The sequence below is a fragment of the Pseudomonas sp. GW460-LB5 genome, assembly GCF_059423245.1.
In genome coordinates this window covers 1-16,723 of record NZ_JBWKXT010000053.1, presented here as the reverse complement: position 1 = coordinate 16,723, position 16,723 = coordinate 1, and the positions used below count along the sequence as shown (strand labels likewise).

Sequence of the window (16,723 nt, the reverse complement as noted above, 5' to 3'; positions counted from 1 at the left end):
GGCCCAATGGCTTGCGCAAGGCGAGGCGTACGATGAGCAAAGAAGTACTGCTGGTTGTTGAATCGGTATCCAACGAAAAAGGTGTACCGCCCGGCGTCATTTTCGAAGCGCTGGAGGTGGCCCTGGCCACTGCGACCAAAAAACGTTTTGAAGACGAAGTTGATCTGCGTGTGGAAATCAACCGCCACACCGGTAGCTACGAGACCTTCCGTCGCTGGACCGTGGTCGACGAAGCCGATCTTGACGACCCGGCGATCGAAACCTGGTTGGACAAGATCAAGGACACTCATCCGGAAGCCAAGATTGGTGACGTGATCGAGGAGAAGATCGAGTCCATCGAGTTCGGTCGTATCGCCGCCCAGACCGCCAAGCAGGTCATCGTGCAGAAGGTCCGTGAGGCCGAGCGTGCCCAGGTGGTCGATGCCTACCGCGAACGCGTAGGCGAGATCATTTCCGGTACCGTCAAAAAGGTTACCCGCGACAACGTCATCGTTGACCTGGGCAACAACGCCGAGGCCTTGCTGGCCCGCGAAGATATCATTCCGCGCGAAACCTTCCGTGTGGGTGTGCGCCTGCGTGCACTGCTCAAGGAAATTCGCACTGAAAACCGTGGTCCTCAGCTGATCCTGTCGCGCACCGCGCCACAGATGCTGATCGAGCTTTTCCGCATTGAAGTGCCGGAAATTGCCGAGGGCCTCATTGAAGTCATGGCTGCCTCCCGTGATCCGGGTTCGCGAGCCAAGATCGCCGTCCGCTCCAAGGACAAGCGCATCGACCCGCAAGGCGCCTGTATCGGCATGCGTGGTTCGCGCGTCCAAGCTGTATCCGGGGAGTTGGGTGGTGAGCGTGTGGATATCGTCCTCTGGGACGATAACCCGGCGCAGTTCGTCATCAACGCCATGTCGCCGGCTGAAGTCGCGGCGATCATCGTTGATGAAGATGCCCATGCCATGGACATCGCCGTCGCCGAGGATAACCTGGCCCAGGCCATTGGTCGTGGCGGTCAGAACGTTCGTCTTGCCAGTCAGTTGACCGGCTGGACGCTGAACGTGATGACCGAGAAGGACATTCAGGCCAAGCAGCAGGCCGAAACCGGTGACATCCTGCGCAATTTCATTGATGAGCTGGAAGTCGACGAGGAGCTGGCCCAAGTGCTGGTCGACGAAGGCTTTACCAGCCTCGAAGAAATTGCCTACGTACCGTTGGAAGAAATGCTCAACATCGATGGCTTTGACGAAGATATCGTCAATGAGCTCCGCGCTCGAGCCAAGGACCGTTTGTTGACCAAGGCCATCGCTACCGAAGAAAAACTGGCAGACGCCCACCCGGCCGAAGACCTGCTCTCTCTTGAGGGTATGGACAAAGACCTGGCGGCTGAACTGGCGGTGCGCGGCGTGGTTAACCGCGAAGACCTGGCCGAGCAGTCGATCGACGATCTGCTCGACATCGACGGCATCGACGAAGAGCGTGCCGGCAAGTTGATCATGGCCGCCCGAGCCCATTGGTTCGAGTAATTAGGCGCGGCCTGAGGAGAGAAGTGCATGACGCAAGTCACGGTGAAAGAACTGGCCCAAGAGGTCGAGGCACCGGTAGAGCGCCTGCTGCAGCAGATGCGTGAGGCAGGTCTGCCGCACACCGACGCCGGTCAGGTAGTGACCGACAATGAGAAGCAGACCCTGTTGACTCATTTGAAGAGCAGCCACAAGAGCAAGGCGGAAGAACCGCGCAAGATTACCTTGCAGCGCAAAACCACCAGCACCCTGCGTGTCGCCGGTAGCAAGAGCATCAGCGTAGAAGTACGCAAGAAGAAAGTATTCGTGCAGCGCAGCCCGGAAGAAATCCAGGCTGAGCAGAAGCGTGAAGTGGAAGAGCGCCGCGCGGCTGAAAACGCCGCTCGCGACAAGGTTGACGCCGATGTTCGCCAGCGCAACGAAGATCAGGCTCGCCGTCAGGCAGCCAACTCTGCTGTAGCCGCCCCTGCGCCTGCCGCCAAGCCAGAGCCGGCACCTGCCGCTGCCCCGGCCCCGGTAGTCGCCGACGCCCCGGCCTCCGAAGACGCTGCAGCCCGTGCTGCCGAGCGCAAGAAGGACGAGACCCGTCGCAACGAAAGCCGCACCCGTGATGACGATCGTCGTCGTGGCGAGGCGCCTCGTGTGTCGATCAAGGTCAAGGTCAAGGAAAAGGAAAAGGCGCCGACTCCGCGTGCTGCTCCGCGTACCACCGACGAAGAGAGCGATGGCGCTCGTCGCGGCCGTGGTGGCAAGGGCAAGCTGAAGAAGCGTAACCAGCATGGTTTCCAGAACCCGACCGGCCCCGTCATCCGTGACGTGACCATCGGCGAGACCATCACGGTTTCCGAACTGGCCAACCAGATGTCCGTCAAGGGCGCTGAAGTCGTCAAGTTCATGTTCAAGATGGGCACCCCGGTTACCATCAACCAGGTGCTCGACCAGGAAACCGCTCAGCTGATCGCAGAAGAGCTGGGTCACAAGGTCACCCTGGTCAGCGATACCGCCCTGGAAGACTCCCTGGCCGAATCGCTGAAATTCGAAGGCCAGACCGAGTCGCGTGCGCCGGTGGTCACTGTCATGGGTCACGTTGACCATGGTAAGACCTCGCTGCTCGACTACATCCGTCGTGCCAAGGTTGCCGCTGGCGAAGCCGGTGGTATCACCCAGCACATCGGTGCCTACCACGTGGAAACCGATCGTGGCATGGTCACCTTCCTCGACACCCCGGGCCACGCAGCTTTCACCCAGATGCGTGCACGCGGTGCCAAGGCGACCGACATCGTCATCCTGGTGGTGGCAGCGGACGACGGCGTGATGCCACAAACCCGCGAAGCCGTTCAGCATGCCAAGGCAGCTGGCGTTCCGTTGGTAGTTGCGGTGAACAAGATCGACAAGCCAGGTGCTGACCTCGATCGCATCCGCAACGAACTGTCCGTCGAAGGTGTTACTTCCGAGGACTGGGGTGGTGACACTCCATTCGTCAAGGTTTCGGCGAAGATGGGTACCGGCGTCGACGAACTGCTCGAAGCCGTCCTGCTGCAGGCCGAGATCCTCGAGCTGACCGCAACCCCGACCGCTCCAGGTCGTGGCGTAGTCGTCGAATCGCGCCTGGACAAGGGCCGTGGCCCAGTGGCCACCATCCTGGTTCAGGACGGTACCCTGCGTCAGGGCGACATGGTGCTGTGCGGCTCCAACTATGGCCGCGTGCGTGCCATGCTGGACGAGAACGGCAAGCCTGTGAAGGAAGCCGGCCCGTCTATCCCGGTCGAGATCCTTGGCCTGGACGGTACTCCGGAAGCCGGTGACGAGCTGTCCGTGGTTGCTGACGAGAAGAAAGCCCGCGAAGTTGCCATGTTCCGTCAAGGCAAATACCGTGAGGTCAAGCTGGCCCGTGCTCATGCTGGCAAGCTGGAAAACATCTTCGAGACCATGGGTCAGGAAGAGAAGAAGACCCTCAACATCGTCCTCAAGACCGATGTGCGTGGTTCCCTGGAAGCGTTGAACGGGTCGCTCGCCGGCCTGGGCAACGACGAAGTCCAGGTGCGCGTGATCGGTGGTGGTGTTGGTGGTATCACCGAAAGCGACGCCAACCTGGCGCTGGCTTCGAATGCAGTACTGTTCGGCTTCAACGTGCGTGCCGATGCCGGCGCGCGCAAGATCGTCGAGCAGGAAGGTCTGGATATGCGTTACTACAACGTGATCTACGACATCATCGAAGACGTCAAGAAGGCCCTGACCGGCATGCTCGGCAGCGATGTTCGCGAGAACATCCTGGGTGTCGCCGAAGTGCGTGACGTGTTCCGTTCGCCGAAGTTCGGCGCCATCGCTGGCTGTATGGTCATCGAAGGTACCGTGTACCGTAACCGTCCGATCCGCGTTCTGCGCGAAGACGTGGTTATCTTCGAAGGCGAGCTGGAATCGCTGCGTCGCTTCAAGGACGACGCCGCCGAAGTGCGTAGCGGCATGGAGTGCGGTATTGGCGTCAAGAGCTACAACGACGTCAAGGTCGGTGACAAGATCGAAGTCTTCGAGAAAGTCCAGGTGGCTCGTACCCTTTAAGGGCGAGCAAGCCGCAAACCTCCGCTACAGGGCGGTTTGCGGCACCTCTTCAGGTAGCGCCCGGTCAGGCATTGGTCTGACCGGGCGTTTGCCGCTTTAAGTTACAGGTAGCAAAAATGGCCAAAGAATACAGCCGTACCCAACGTATCGGCGATCAGATGCAGCGCGAGCTGGCCGAGCTGATCCGTCGCGAAGTCAAGGATCCACGTGTCGGTCTGGTTACCATCACCGCCGTGGACGTCAGCCGTGACCTGGGCCATGCCAAGGTGTTCATCACCGTCATGGGCGAGGAAACGCCAGATGCCGTGAAGCAGTCGTTGAAGGCACTGAACAGTGCTGCCAGCTTCCTGCGTCTGCACCTTGGCCGCTCGATGCAACTGCGCAGCGTGCCGCAGCTGCACTTCCACTTCGATGAAAGCGTCAGCCGCGGTGTGCACCTGTCGGCGCTGATCGAGCGTGCAGTGGCCGAAGACCGCCTGCACAAGGATACCGACGAGCTGGACACCAAGGAGTAAGCGGTGGCCCAGGTCAAACGTATCCGCCGCAATGTCAGCGGCATCATCCTGCTCGACAAGCCTTTGGGCTTTACGTCCAACGCCGCCCTGCAAAAGGTGCGCTGGCTGCTCAACGCGGAAAAGGCCGGCCATACTGGCAGCCTCGACCCGCTGGCAACCGGCGTGCTGCCACTGTGCTTTGGCGAGGCGACCAAGTTTTCGCAGTACCTGCTCGATTCCGACAAGGGCTACGAAACCGTCATGCAGATGGGGCAGACTACCAACACCGGCGATGCCGAAGGTGAGGTGCTGCAGACCCGCGAGGTGACCGTTGGTCGTGCCGACATCGAGGCAGTACTGCCACGATTTCGTGGCCCTATCAGCCAGATACCGCCGATGTACTCGGCGCTCAAGCGTGACGGCCAGCCACTTTACAAGCTGGCGCGTGCAGGAGAGGTAGTGGAGCGCGAGGCGCGTTCTGTTACTATTAACCGCTTGGAGTTGCTGGAGTGTGAAGGCACCCGTGCACGGCTGAGCGTAGGATGCAGCAAAGGCACCTATATCCGCACCCTGGTGGAGGATATCGGCGAGGCCCTTGGTTGCGGCGCCTATGTCGCCGAACTGCGCAGGACCCAGGCCGGGCCCTTTGCGCTGGCACAGACGGTCACGCTCGAAGCGCTCGAACAGGCCCATGCCGAAGGTGGCAACGAAGCGCTCGATCGCTTCCTGATGCCCTCGGACAGCGGTCTGCAGGACTGGCCCATGGTGTGCCTGTCCGAGCACAGTGCGTTCTACTGGCTGCATGGGCAGGCAGTACGCGCGCCGGACGCGCCACAGTTTGGCATGGTCCGGGTACAGGATCACAATGCGCGCTTCATCGGTATCGGTGAAGTGAGCGAAGACGGGCGTATTGCGCCGCGTCGGCTGATTCGGTCGGAATGACCGAAACCGCGGGGTGAGGCTTCGGCCGAGCCCTACGGAATCAAGGGTGGCTGTCAGTAGGCACGGTCACACCTTTCTTATTAATACAGGGATTTGTCCCTGGCCTATTGGACCCCGCTTGCGGGATCCGTTATCAGGAGAAGCCAAATGGCCCTCAGCGTTGAAGAAAAAGCTCAAATCGTTACCGACTACCAGCAAGCTGCTGGCGACACTGGTAGCCCGGAAGTTCAGGTTGCTCTGCTGACCGCGAACATCAACAAGCTGCAAGGCCACTTCAAGGCCAACGGTAAAGACCACCACTCGCGTCGTGGCCTGATCCGCATGGTAAACCAGCGTCGTAAGCTGCTGGACTACCTGAAGGGCAAAGACACCACTCGTTACAGCGCCCTGATCGGTCGCCTGGGCCTGCGTCGCTAATAGCGGCCTGGTCAGTGGTGTGCATGGCGTGTCTCATGCATTGGCAGCGCTGCCTGGCAGCGTTGTCTATGGGCATGCCATGCGTATCTCCGAGGTTGGCAGCCTGGTGAAGTGGAGCGCTTTGCGCTCTTCAACCAGGCTCCCAGCCTCGTGTTGTATCTGGACGGTCAATGGGGCCGATTCCCCGTTCTGCCCACACATTCGCAAGAAACCAGTTCCCCCAAGAGCCACTGAAAAAGGTAGGAAACCGTGAACCCGGTAATCAAGACATTCCAGTTCGGTCAGTCGACCGTTACTCTCGAAACGGGCCGTATTGCCCGTCAGGCAACCGGCGCCGTGCTGGTTACCGTCGACAACGACGTCACCGTGCTGGTGACCGTGGTAGGTGCCAAACAGGCTGATCCAGGCAAGGGTTTCTTCCCGCTGTCGGTTCACTACCAGGAAAAGACCTACGCCGCCGGCAAGATCCCGGGTGGCTTCTTCAAGCGTGAAGGCCGTCCTTCCGAGAAAGAGACCCTGACCTCGCGCCTGATCGACCGTCCGATCCGTCCGCTGTTCCCGGAAGGCTTCATGAACGAAGTGCAGGTCGTCTGCACCGTGGTTTCCACCAGCAAGAAGACCGACCCGGACATCGCCGCGATGATCGGTACCTCGGCTGCCCTGGCCATTTCCGGTATTCCGTTCGAAGGCCCGATCGGCGCCGCCCGCGTTGCCTTCCACGAGAGCACCGGCTACCTGCTGAACCCGACCTACGAGCAACTGGCTGCCTCGAGCCTGGACATGGTCGTTGCCGGTACCTCCGACGCCGTACTGATGGTTGAATCGGAAGCTCAAGAGCTGACCGAAGACCAGATGCTGGGTGCCGTACTGTTCGCCCACGACGAATTCCAGGCTGTTATCCAGGCTGTCAAAGAGCTGGCTGCCGAAGCTGGCAAGCCAACCTGGGACTGGAAACCTGCCGTTGCCAACACCGAGCTGTTCAACGCTATCCGCGCCGAGTTCGGCGAAGCGGTTTCGCAGGGCTACACCATCACCGTCAAGGCTGACCGCTATGCGCGCCTGGGCGAGCTGCGTGATCAGGCCATCGCCAAGTTCTCCGGTGAAGAAGGCCAGCCTTCGGCTGCCGAAGTAAAAGAAATCTTCGGCGAAATCGAATACCGCACCGTTCGCGAAAACATCGTTAACGGCAAACCGCGTATCGATGGCCGCGACACCAAGACCGTTCGTCCGCTGAACATCGAAGTAGGTGTTCTGCCGAAGACCCACGGTTCGGCGCTGTTCACCCGTGGCGAGACTCAGGCACTGGTCGTTGCGACCCTGGGTACTGCCCGTGACGCACAGCTGCTGGATACCCTCGAAGGCGAGAAAAAAGACCCGTTCATGCTGCACTACAACTTCCCGCCGTTCTCGGTAGGTGAGTGTGGCCGTATGGGTGGTGCTGGCCGTCGCGAAATCGGTCACGGTCGTCTGGCTCGTCGTTCGGTACAGGCCATGCTGCCGGCCGCTGACGTGTTCCCGTACACCATTCGCGTCGTTTCGGAAATCACCGAGTCCAACGGTTCCAGCTCCATGGCGTCGGTGTGTGGCGCTTCCCTGGCGCTGATGGACGCGGGTGTGCCGATGAAGGCACCGGTTGCCGGTATCGCCATGGGCCTGGTCAAGGAAGGCGAGAAGTTCGCCGTTCTGACCGACATCCTGGGTGATGAAGACCACCTGGGCGACATGGACTTCAAGGTAGCCGGTACCGCCAAAGGCGTGACCGCGCTGCAGATGGACATCAAGATCAACGGCATCACCGAAGAGATCATGGAAATCGCCCTGGGGCAGGCCCTGGAAGCGCGCCTGAACATCCTCGGCCAGATGAACCAGATCATTGGTCAGTCGCGTACCGAGCTGTCGGCCAACGCCCCGACCATGATCGCGATGAAGATCGACACCGACAAGATCCGTGACGTCATCGGTAAAGGCGGCGCCACCATTCGTGCCATCTGTGAAGAGACCAAGGCTTCGATCGACATCGAAGACGACGGCTCGATCAAGATCTTCGGCGAAACCAAGGAAGCGGCAGAGGCTGCCAAGCAGCGCATCCTGGGCATCACCGCCGAGGCCGAAATCGGCAAGATCTACGTCGGCAAGGTTGAGCGTATCGTCGACTTCGGCGCCTTCGTCAACATCCTGCCTGGCAAGGACGGCCTGGTGCACATCTCCATGCTGAGCGATGCTCGCGTCGAGAAAGTCACCGACATCCTGAAAGAAGGCCAGGAAGTCGAAGTACTGGTACTGGACGTGGACAACCGCGGCCGTATCAAGCTGTCGATCAAAGACGTTGCCGCGGCCAAGGCCTCGGGCGTCTAAGCGACTGCCACGCTACACAGAAAGGGCCCTTCGGGGCCCTTTTTTCATGGGGTACGGGAACCTTTTGCGGACTTGCATCTTGCATGCAGGTTTACCGCGCTGATTGCAAAATGCACGACATTGAGTTTGATAGCAATTAGCTAACTTGTTGATTTTAAAGGGAACAAGCGAAGCGGGAAAGCTGGCACAGCCCATGCAACTACCTTCATACCTGCCGCCAGGACATACGGCGCAGACCTTTCGAAAAACAGGAGTGACCCACATGAAGAAGTTCGCCATTGCTGCCGCTACTGCTACCGCTCTGACCCTGACCATGGCTAACGCGGCATTCGCCCAACAGTCCACCCAGGCCCCGATGACGCTTGCGGCCGGTGAGGTGACCAAAGCCAAGGAAGCCACTTCCGATACCTGGATCACCACCAAGGTCAAATCGGACCTGCTGACTGAGAAAGGCATCCCGGGTTCCGACATCAAGGTTGAAACCAACAAAGGCGTCGTGTCGCTGTCGTCGACCACCGCCGTGACCGAATCGCAGAAAGAAATGGCGATTGCTATCACCAAGAAAATCAAAGGCGTGAAGGCCGTTTCGGCCGATGGCCTGAAAGCCGAATAAGGATTGTCCCGTCGGCCAAACGGATTTGGCCACTTACACATAAAGCCCCGGCGTGAGCCGGGGCTTTTTCATACCTGCTAGTACACCGGGTTGCGTGCGATCACATCGCTTTCGAAGCATTCCTGCTCGGCGATTAGCGGTTCTACCAGTGGGCGGCTGTCGCGAAAGTGCGCGGTCTGGGTATGGGCTTCATACGCGGCATCGTCGCGATAGATTTCGTACAGGTAAATAAGCTCTGGGTCGACCCGGTCCTGCGACACATCGAACACCAGGCAGCCTGGCTCGCTGGCGACGGAAGCGGCGGCATTGACCTTGATCGCTGCCAGAAAGGCCTCCGCGCAACCAGGCTTTACACGGGTCTTGATGAACAGGCTATACACAAGTCGCTCCTTTTGTTTTAAATTCAATTATGAATTGTATACAAAAATGGAGCTCCGCCAATGTCTGAATTGCCCGCACGTCCTGGCCGCCTGAATGGCCTGCGCCATATCGCCTTGCTGGTACCCAACCTGGAGGAATGCGAGCGCTTCTACGTCGATGTGCTGGGGATGGAAGTACTGAACCGCGCCAATGAAGACCTGGTGTACCTCACCTGCGGCAACGACAACCTTTCGTTGGGGCGTGGGGCGGGGGCGGCCAATGGGCTGCAGACTCTGGATCACTATGGGTTCATTGTGGACAGCGTGGAGGAGCTGGAAGCGTGGTACCAATACTTCAAGGCCCATGGCGTGACCTTGCTCGACCGGCCGTTCAACCATGGTGACGGGGCGCGCAGCTTCCACTTGCTGGACCCGGCGGGGAACAAGGTGCAGCCGCTGTACCACCCGGCGGTGTCGGGGCAGCGGTTGGTCTGAAGCCAGTGCCGGCCTCTTCGCGGGCGCGCCCGCGAAGCGGCCAAGCCTGCTAGAGGGGTTTACTCGGCATCCAGATGCATCGGCGTCACCACCCGCCCATCGCTTTCAGGCTGGCCCAGGCTGGTATCGATGAAATACACCCGGTCATCTTCCAGCTTGCCCTTGTCCACCAGGTAATCCTTGATGCTGCTGGCCCGCTCCTGGCCCAGTGTGCGCAGCAGGGCGGTGCTTTCGGCCCACGACTTGATCACTGCCTCGCGTAGCCTGGTGGTGCGTTCTTCGCGGCCCAGTTGCTCCCATTCGGCAGGCGGCTGCTGTTTCAGACGGGTGCGGTAGATGCCTTCAAGCATTGCCGGTTTGTCGCTGTCGTCGACCACCAGCATCGAAGCATTGGCCGGCACTTTGTCACCGCGGCGCTGCAGGATCTTGTACCAGGTGGACTGGTACTCGCGCTCCAGGCGTTGCTGGGCGATCAGTGGGCCGTCGCTGGCCTGGGCGCTGGTGCCTTCGATTTCCAGGCGCAGTTCGGGGCGCTCTTTCAGCGCCGCAGCCAGCTTGTCCAGTGACGACTGGGCATCGCCCGAGAGTTCGCTGGAGCCTGGGGCAAACGCCACGTTACCCAGGTCTTGCGAGCCCCCGCCGGTAATCAGCCCACCAATGAACTTGAACGGTGCCTGCGCCGCGCGCAGTACCAGGTTGCGCAGTGTTTGCCACACAATCGGCATTACGCTGAATTGCGGGTTGTTGAGGTCACCCGTCACCGGCAGCTCGATCGAGATCTTGCCCTCGGTATCCTTCAGCAGTGCCACTGCCAGGCGGATCGGCAGGTCTACGGCGTCCGGGCTGTCGACTTTTTCGCCCAGTTGCAGCTGCTCCACCACTACCTTGTTCTCGGCCTTGAGCTGGCCGTTGGTAATCAGGTAGTGCAGGTCGAGGTTGAGCCGGCCCTTGCGGATGCGGAAGCCGGCAAACTTGCCGGAATAGGGCGTCAACGTGGTCAGCTCGACCCGTTTGAAGCTGGTGGCGATGTCCAGGCTCGCCAATGGGTTGAACGGGTTGAGTGCGCCCTTGATGGTCACCGGTGCGTAACGGTCGACCTTGCCCTTGACGTCAACTTTGGCCGGCAGCGGCTTGCGGTTGTCGATGGTGCCGATCTGGCCGTTGAGCTGTTGAACGGCGGTGGCGAAGTTCGGGGTGAGCGACAGGTCTGCGAAGTTGGCCGAGCCATCATTGATGTCGATCTGGCCGATGTGGATGCCCAGGGGCTTTTCGTTGCTGGCCGAGGCCGGCTTGGCATGGCTGCTCGCCGGGGCCCCGGCCGGTTGCGGGACCAGCAGGTCATTGACGTTGGTGGTGCGGTCTTCGTTGATGATGAAACGCGCATACGGCTGCAGCAGGGTGACCTTGTCGATCGACAGTGCATCGCCGTGCACGTAGGACAAGCCGTCGACATTCACCTGCTGCCATTTAACGAAGTCGCGGCTCTTGATGGTGTCCAGGGTATGCAACTGGTTGACCTGCGCTTTGCCGGTAATAGTGAAAGCCAGTGGCGCGGTGTTCTTCAGGTCGACCTTGAGGTCGCTGGCGAGCATGCCGCTGCGCAGCTCCAGCAGGATGAACGGGTTGATATAGGCCTGTGCCACACGCAGGTCGATGTCGCGGGTGCTCACATCCAGCTTGGCCCATATCGGCGCCAGGTTGACCTGGCCGGCCGCCTGCAGCTTGCCTTGCCTGCCTACGCCGGTGTCGAGCTTAAGCGTGAAGGGTGACTGGTTGAGGCTGTCGAAACCTTGCAGGTCGGCGTTGAGCGGGCCAATGTCCAAGGCTACCGGTTCTTTCTGGCTGCGGTCTGCCAGGTGCACCAGGTAGTTGCGCAGTTGCACGTCCTTGAGCAGCACTTGCCAAGGTTTGCCTGGCTCCTTGGCAGCTTTCTCTTCAGGCGTAGGCTCGGCGGCAGCGGGCTCGGCTTTTTCCTTTGGCGTGGCCTTGGCCGGTTGGCTGGCGAACAGCTTCTGCCAGTCGAGCTGGCCGTCTTTTTCAAGCGCCGCCCAGGTTTCCAGTTTTTCGCTGCGGATCTTGCCGACACTGACCCGTTGCTTGACCAGGTCGACGGAGGTTTCGCTCACGTCCAGGCTGGCCAGGCGCGCCAACGGGCGGCCATCCGGTGCCTTGATGGCGAACGGCGCGATGCGCACCGACACGTCATCCAGCAGCAGCTCGGTCTGTTTGGCGAGGTTGAGCGTGTAATGCGCATCAAGGCTGAGCACGCCATCTTCCAGCACCAGTGGCACGGCATCGCGCACGTAGGGCCAGAACAGCTTCATCTTGGCGTCGGTAACCTTCAGTGTGCCTTCGGAAGCGATCGGCGACAGGCTCAGGGTACCTTTCCAGTCGATCCGTCCACCATTGGGGCCGTTGGCCACCAGCGTCATGTCGGCATTGTCGTTGGGCAGCGTGCTGAGGTTTTTCAGCTCCAGGTTCATGTTGTCGTAGAGAAACTCGATTGGCTCGCTGGGGCGCAGGTCCTCGAAGTGCAGGTAGCCATCGACCAGCTTGATGCTGCCAATGCGTAGCGGGAACGGGTCGCTGGGCGGCTCGTCGGGTTTGGCCTCACTGGCTGGCAGCTTGAACAACCCGGTGAGGTTGAGGGCACCGTCCTTGGCGAACAGCACCTCGTTGCGTGGTTTGTCCAGCTCCACCGCTTGCACATGCAGGGCTTTGGTCCACAGGCTGTCGAGCGAAACGTTAGCGTACAGACGCTCGAAACCGACCTGCTCCTTGCCCGGCTCGCCGATCTGCAGGCCCCACAGCGTCAGCTCAAGGCTGAAGGGGTTGAGTTCGATCCGTTCGAGGTGGGCCGGCACGGTGGCGTACTGGGCCAACTGCTGGTTGGCGACGCGCAGCGCGACACCAGGAAGAATGAGGAAGCCGAGCAGGCTATAGAGGGCTACCAGGGCCACGATTGCGCCGGCGGCGCGGGTCAGTCCTTTGTACATGTGTCGCTTCGTCTGTCTAAGCAGGAGTGCTTGGAGTATGGCACGTTAAATCAGTTCCGCAGGCGCGACCACTTGGCCTCATTCGATGCCCATGCGCCGTTTGGCCCGATGCGCCGAGCCGTCGCGCATGGCCCAGCGCAGTACCGGTGCGGTGCGTTGCAGGCCCAGGCGAATCAGGCGCTGTTGCAAGGCTCCGTGCTGCAGGCCGAGCATGGCCTGTGCCCAGCCCGGCAGCAGGTCGATACCGGCGTGCAGCATCAGCTTGCCAACTGGCTGTGCCAGGCGGCTGGGGGCAGGGGCGTCGAGCAGGATCTGTATGACTTCATGGCTGCGCGTATCGCAATGCAGCTGCGGGCGCATGCGTTGCAGGTAGTCTTCGACCTGCTGACACGAACGTGGCACGTCACGGGCGCCAAGGCGCTCGGCGATCAGGGCGATTTCGTTGTAATAGGCATCCTGCTCGGTGCGCGGCAGGTGCGGGTTGCGATAACGCAGGTGGGCGGCGAGGAAACTGCTGACCTCCGCCACATGCACCCAGGTCAGCAGGTCCGGATCGCTGGCTGCGTAGGGGCGGCCGTCCGGTGCCGTGCCGGTGACCTGCAGGTGAATGGTGCGCACCTTGTCGATCAGCCATTCGGCATCGCCGGTGGCACCAAAGGTGGTACCGGAAATGAACTGGCTGGTGCGGCGCAGACGGCCGAGCAGGTCTTCACGGAAATTGGAGTGGTCCCACACGCCGGCCAGGGCCAGCGGATGCAGCAGCTGCAGCATCAGCGCGCTGATGCCACCGACCAGCATGCTGGGGAAGTCGCCATGTACCTGCCAGCTGATGCTGTGCGGGCCGAACAGGCCCGGGTCGCCCTTGGGCGATTCCAGGTCGAGCTGGCCGAGGGCCAGCCCGGTGAGGCTCATGACCTGGGTTTCGATGCGGCGACGAAGGGCTTCCATGGCGACCTGAGGTTCAGGGCGGCCATGGACAGTGGCCGCCGGTTACTGGTTGAGGCGTTTATCGATCAGGCCCTGTACCACGCTGGGGTCGGCCAAGGTCGAGGTATCGCCAAGGTTGTCCAGCTCGTTGCAGGCGATTTTGCGCAGTATACGCCGCATGATCTTGCCTGAGCGGGTCTTGGGCAATGCGGGCGCCCACTGAATCAGCTCGGGCTTGGCGAAACTGCCGATTTCCTTGCTGACCAGGGCCAGCAGTTCGGCCTTGAGCGCATCGTCCGGGGTCACGCCATTCATGGGCGTGACGAAGGCGTACACGCCCTGGCCCTTCAGGTCGTGAGGGTAACCGACCACCGCTGCCTCGGCGACGCGGTCATGCAGCACCAGCGCGCTTTCCACTTCAGCGGTGCCGATGCGGTGCCCTGACACGTTGATCACATCGTCGATGCGCCCGGTGATCCAGTAGTCGCCATCGGCATCGCGGCGGGCTCCGTCGCCGGTGAAGTAATAGCCGGGCATGGGCTTGAAGTAAGTGTCGACCATGCGCTGGTGGTCGCCATAGACGCTGCGGATCTGGCCAGGCCAGCTGGCCTTGATGACCAGCAGGCCAGCGCCGGGGCCTTCGATCAGCTGGCCTTTTTCGTCCAGCAGTGCCGGTTGCACGCCGAACATGGGCTGAGTGGCGCAGCCGGGCTTGAGCGATTGCGAGCCGGGAAGCGGGGTGAGCATGATGCCGCCAGTTTCGGTCTGCCACCAGGTATCGACGATGGGGCAGCGTTTTTGCCCCACTTCCTCGAAATACCATTCCCATGCTTCGGGGTTGATCGGCTCGCCGACGCTGCCCAGCAGGCGCAGGCTTTTGCGCGAAGTGCCCTGGAGCGGTGCGGACCCCTCGCGCATCAGTGCGCGCAGGGCGGTCGGTGCGGTGTAGAAGATGTTCACCTGATGCTTGTCCACCACTTGCCAGAAGCGCGAGGTGTCCGGGTAGTTGGGCACGCCTTCGAACATCAGCGAGATCGCGCCATTGGCCAGCGGGCCATAGACGATGTAGCTGTGGCCGGTAACCCAGCCTACGTCGGCGGTGCACCAGAACACCTCGCCGTCGCGGTAATCGAACACTACCTTGAAGGTCATCGTCGCCTGCAGCAGGTAGCCGCCGGTGGTGTGCAGCACGCCTTTGGGTTTGCCGGTGCTGCCGGAGGTGTAGAGGATGAACAGCGGGTCTTCGGCCTCCATCGGCTCGGGTGGGCAGTCGTCGCCGGCTTTGTCGGTCACCTCGTGGTACCAGACGTCGCGGCCTTCGGCCCAGCTCACATCGCTGCCGGTGCGGCGTACCACGAACACGCTGCTGACCGCGGGGCAGCTGGCCAGGGCCTTGTCGACGTTCTGCTTCAGCGGGATGCGCTTGCCACCGCGCACGCCTTCATCGGCGGTGATCACAGTGCGGCAATCGGCGTCGAGGATGCGGTCACGCAGGGCGTCGGGGGAGAAACCGCCGAACACCACCGAGTGGATGGCACCGATGCGGGTGCAGGCGAGCATGGCGAAGGCGGCTTCGGGGATCATCGGCATGTAGATGCATACCCGGTCGCCTTTTTTCACGCCGCGGGCCTTCATCGCATTGGCCAGGCGGCAGACCTGGCGGTGCAGTTCGCGGTAGGTGATGGCCTTGGCGTCGTGGGGATCGTCGCCTTCCCACAGCAGCGCGGTTTGCTCTGCGCGCTGGGCCAGGTGACGGTCGATGCAGTTGTAGCTGACGTTGAGCTGAGCGCCGTCGAACCAGCGAGCCTTGCCGGTGTTCAAGTCGCATTGCTGCACGCTTGACCAGGGCTTGACCCAGTCAAGGCGCTTGGCCTGTTCGGCCCAGAAGGTGTCAGGGTCGTCGACTGACTGGCGGTAGAGGCGGCGGTAGTCGTCGGGGGTGAGGGTGGCAGACTGGCTGACGGCCAGTGCCTGGGGGTAATTACGGATATCGAACATGGCGGGTGGTCCTGCTCTTGTAAGGGGCGATGGACTGCAACGGCTATTCGATAGGACAGTGTAGCTGGGAGCGGTGTTCAACCTGTGCTGGCCTCTTCGCGGGTGAACCCGCTCCCACAGGGACCGCACGATGCTTGGAACTTGTGCAGTACCTGTGGGAGCGGGTTTACCCGCGAATAGCCCCGTGCAGGCGTTAGCTCACCCGCGGTGACGGCCGCGGAAGTAGTTGATCAGGCCTTGGGTGGAGCCGTCTTCGGCGCTGTCTTCCAGGGTGCCAACCAGGCGTTGGTACACACCCTTGCCCAGCTCTTTGCCCAGCTCCACGCCCCACTGGTCAAAGGCGTTGATGCCCCAGATGACGCTCTGCACGAACACCTTGTGCTCATACATTGCCACCAGCGCGCCGAGGCGGCGTGGGCTGATGCGCTCCACTACCAGGGTGTTGCTAGGGCGGTTGCCCGGGATCACCTTGTGCGGGGCCAGCTTCTCGATGTCCGCTTCGTTCAGGCCTTTGCTGCGCAGTTCGGCCTCGGCTTCTTCGCGTGTCTTGCCCTGCATCAGCGCCTGGCTCTGCGACAGGCAGTTGGCGTACAGCCACTGATGATGGTCGGCCACCGGGTTGAAGCTCACGACCGGCACGATGAAGTCGGCCGGAATCAGCTGGGTGCCCTGGTGCAACAACTGGTGGTAGGCATGCTGGCCGTTACAGCCGACGCCGCCCCAGATCACCGGGCCGGTGGCGGTTTTCACCGGGGCGCCGTCCTGCAGCACGCTCTTGCCGTTGGACTCCATGTCCAGCTGCTGCAGGTGCTTGGTAATGTTGCGCAGGTAGTGGTCGTACGGCAGGATCGCGTGGCTGCTCGCGCCCCAGAAATTGCCATACCACACACCCAGCAGGGCCAGCAGCACCGGCATGTTCTTGTCGAACGGCGCGGTCTGGAAGTGCTGGTCCATGGTGTGGGCACCTGACAGCAGCTCCTTGAAGTTGGCGGTGCCGATGGCCAGGGCAATGGGCAGGCCGATGGCCGACCATAGCGAATAGCGCCCACCCACCCAG

The 16,723-nt window shown here is 61.4% G+C and carries 13 protein-coding genes; 8 read left to right on the top strand and 5 right to left on the bottom strand.

Annotated features, from left to right (window positions below; all coding sequences use genetic code 11):
• Positions 1-32: 32 nt before the first annotated feature.
• From nusA to AC07XM_RS24670, 7 genes are all read left to right on the top strand, one after another.
• On the top strand, positions 33-1,514 hold the full coding sequence (gene nusA, locus AC07XM_RS24700) for a transcription termination factor NusA (protein ID WP_016489167.1): 1,482 nt from the start codon (positions 33-35) through the stop codon (positions 1,512-1,514).
• 27 nt (positions 1,515-1,541) lie between these two features.
• On the top strand, positions 1,542-4,070 hold the full coding sequence (gene infB / locus AC07XM_RS24695) for a translation initiation factor IF-2 (protein ID WP_070086914.1): 2,529 nt from the start codon (positions 1,542-1,544) through the stop codon (positions 4,068-4,070).
• A 116-nt stretch (positions 4,071-4,186) separates the two neighbouring features.
• Entirely contained in the window at positions 4,187-4,585 is a 399-nt protein-coding gene (gene rbfA / locus AC07XM_RS24690) for a 30S ribosome-binding factor RbfA (protein ID WP_016489165.1), read from the top strand.
• Positions 4,586-4,588: 3 nt separating this feature from the next.
• Entirely contained in the window at positions 4,589-5,506 is a 918-nt protein-coding gene (gene truB, locus AC07XM_RS24685; RefSeq protein ID WP_016489164.1) for a tRNA pseudouridine(55) synthase TruB, read from the top strand.
• A 147-nt stretch (positions 5,507-5,653) separates the two neighbouring features.
• Positions 5,654-5,923 carry a 30S ribosomal protein S15 gene (gene rpsO / locus AC07XM_RS24680; protein ID WP_016489163.1) on the top strand — a complete coding sequence of 90 codons (270 nt, stop codon included), beginning with the start codon at positions 5,654-5,656 and terminating at the stop codon, positions 5,921-5,923.
• A 249-nt stretch (positions 5,924-6,172) separates the two neighbouring features.
• Positions 6,173-8,278: a polyribonucleotide nucleotidyltransferase gene (pnp, locus tag AC07XM_RS24675; protein ID WP_060518476.1), complete on the top strand. Its 2,106-nt coding sequence runs from the start codon at positions 6,173-6,175 to the stop codon at positions 8,276-8,278.
• 262 nt (positions 8,279-8,540) lie between these two features.
• Positions 8,541-8,891, top strand: coding sequence for a BON domain-containing protein (locus tag AC07XM_RS24670; protein WP_016489161.1), 351 nt, complete (start codon positions 8,541-8,543; stop codon positions 8,889-8,891).
• A 77-nt stretch (positions 8,892-8,968) separates the two neighbouring features.
• Here AC07XM_RS24670 and AC07XM_RS24665 read toward each other — a convergent pair whose 3' ends face one another.
• Positions 8,969-9,271, bottom strand: coding sequence for a heme-binding protein (locus AC07XM_RS24665; protein WP_016489160.1), 303 nt, complete (start codon positions 9,269-9,271; stop codon positions 8,969-8,971).
• A gap of 60 nt (positions 9,272-9,331) precedes the next feature.
• Here AC07XM_RS24665 and AC07XM_RS24660 point away from each other — a divergent pair, with 60 nt between their 5' ends.
• Positions 9,332-9,745 carry a VOC family protein gene (locus AC07XM_RS24660; protein ID WP_010955354.1) on the top strand — a complete coding sequence of 138 codons (414 nt, stop codon included), beginning with the start codon at positions 9,332-9,334 and terminating at the stop codon, positions 9,743-9,745.
• 59 nt (positions 9,746-9,804) lie between these two features.
• Here the strand turns inward: AC07XM_RS24660 and AC07XM_RS24655 are convergent, their stop codons facing one another.
• The 4 genes from AC07XM_RS24655 to AC07XM_RS24640 form a co-directional block, all read right to left on the bottom strand.
• A complete protein-coding gene (locus AC07XM_RS24655) occupies positions 9,805-12,741 on the bottom strand; it encodes a DUF748 domain-containing protein (protein ID WP_102689861.1) in 2,937 nt (978 codons plus the stop codon).
• A 78-nt stretch (positions 12,742-12,819) separates the two neighbouring features.
• Positions 12,820-13,689 carry an oxygenase MpaB family protein gene (locus tag AC07XM_RS24650; RefSeq protein WP_016489159.1) on the bottom strand — a complete coding sequence of 290 codons (870 nt, stop codon included), beginning with the start codon at positions 13,687-13,689 and terminating at the stop codon, positions 12,820-12,822.
• 42 nt (positions 13,690-13,731) lie between these two features.
• Positions 13,732-15,666 (bottom strand): acetate--CoA ligase, encoded by a 1,935-nt coding sequence (gene acs / locus AC07XM_RS24645; protein ID WP_016489158.1) that lies wholly within the window; start codon positions 15,664-15,666, stop codon positions 13,732-13,734.
• Between the two features lie 198 nt (positions 15,667-15,864).
• On the bottom strand, positions 15,865-16,723 hold an 859-nt coding region (locus AC07XM_RS24640; protein WP_495045681.1), incomplete at its 5' end, for a glucose-6-phosphate isomerase.

Coding starts and splice junctions, on each gene's coding strand:
- rbfA (WP_016489165.1), top strand. CDS start 4,187: ATGGCCAAAGAATACAGCCGTACCCAACGTATCGGCGATCAGATGCAG.
- AC07XM_RS24650 (WP_016489159.1), bottom strand. CDS start 13,689: ATGGAAGCCCTTCGTCGCCGCATCGAAACCCAGGTCATGAGCCTCACC.
- AC07XM_RS24660 (WP_010955354.1), top strand. CDS start 9,332: ATGTCTGAATTGCCCGCACGTCCTGGCCGCCTGAATGGCCTGCGCCAT.
- acs (WP_016489158.1), bottom strand. CDS start 15,666: ATGTTCGATATCCGTAATTACCCCCAGGCACTGGCCGTCAGCCAGTCT.
- AC07XM_RS24655 (WP_102689861.1), bottom strand. CDS start 12,741: ATGTACAAAGGACTGACCCGCGCCGCCGGCGCAATCGTGGCCCTGGTA.
- nusA (WP_016489167.1), top strand. CDS start 33: ATGAGCAAAGAAGTACTGCTGGTTGTTGAATCGGTATCCAACGAAAAA.
- AC07XM_RS24670 (WP_016489161.1), top strand. CDS start 8,541: ATGAAGAAGTTCGCCATTGCTGCCGCTACTGCTACCGCTCTGACCCTG.
- rpsO (WP_016489163.1), top strand. CDS start 5,654: ATGGCCCTCAGCGTTGAAGAAAAAGCTCAAATCGTTACCGACTACCAG.
- infB (WP_070086914.1), top strand. CDS start 1,542: ATGACGCAAGTCACGGTGAAAGAACTGGCCCAAGAGGTCGAGGCACCG.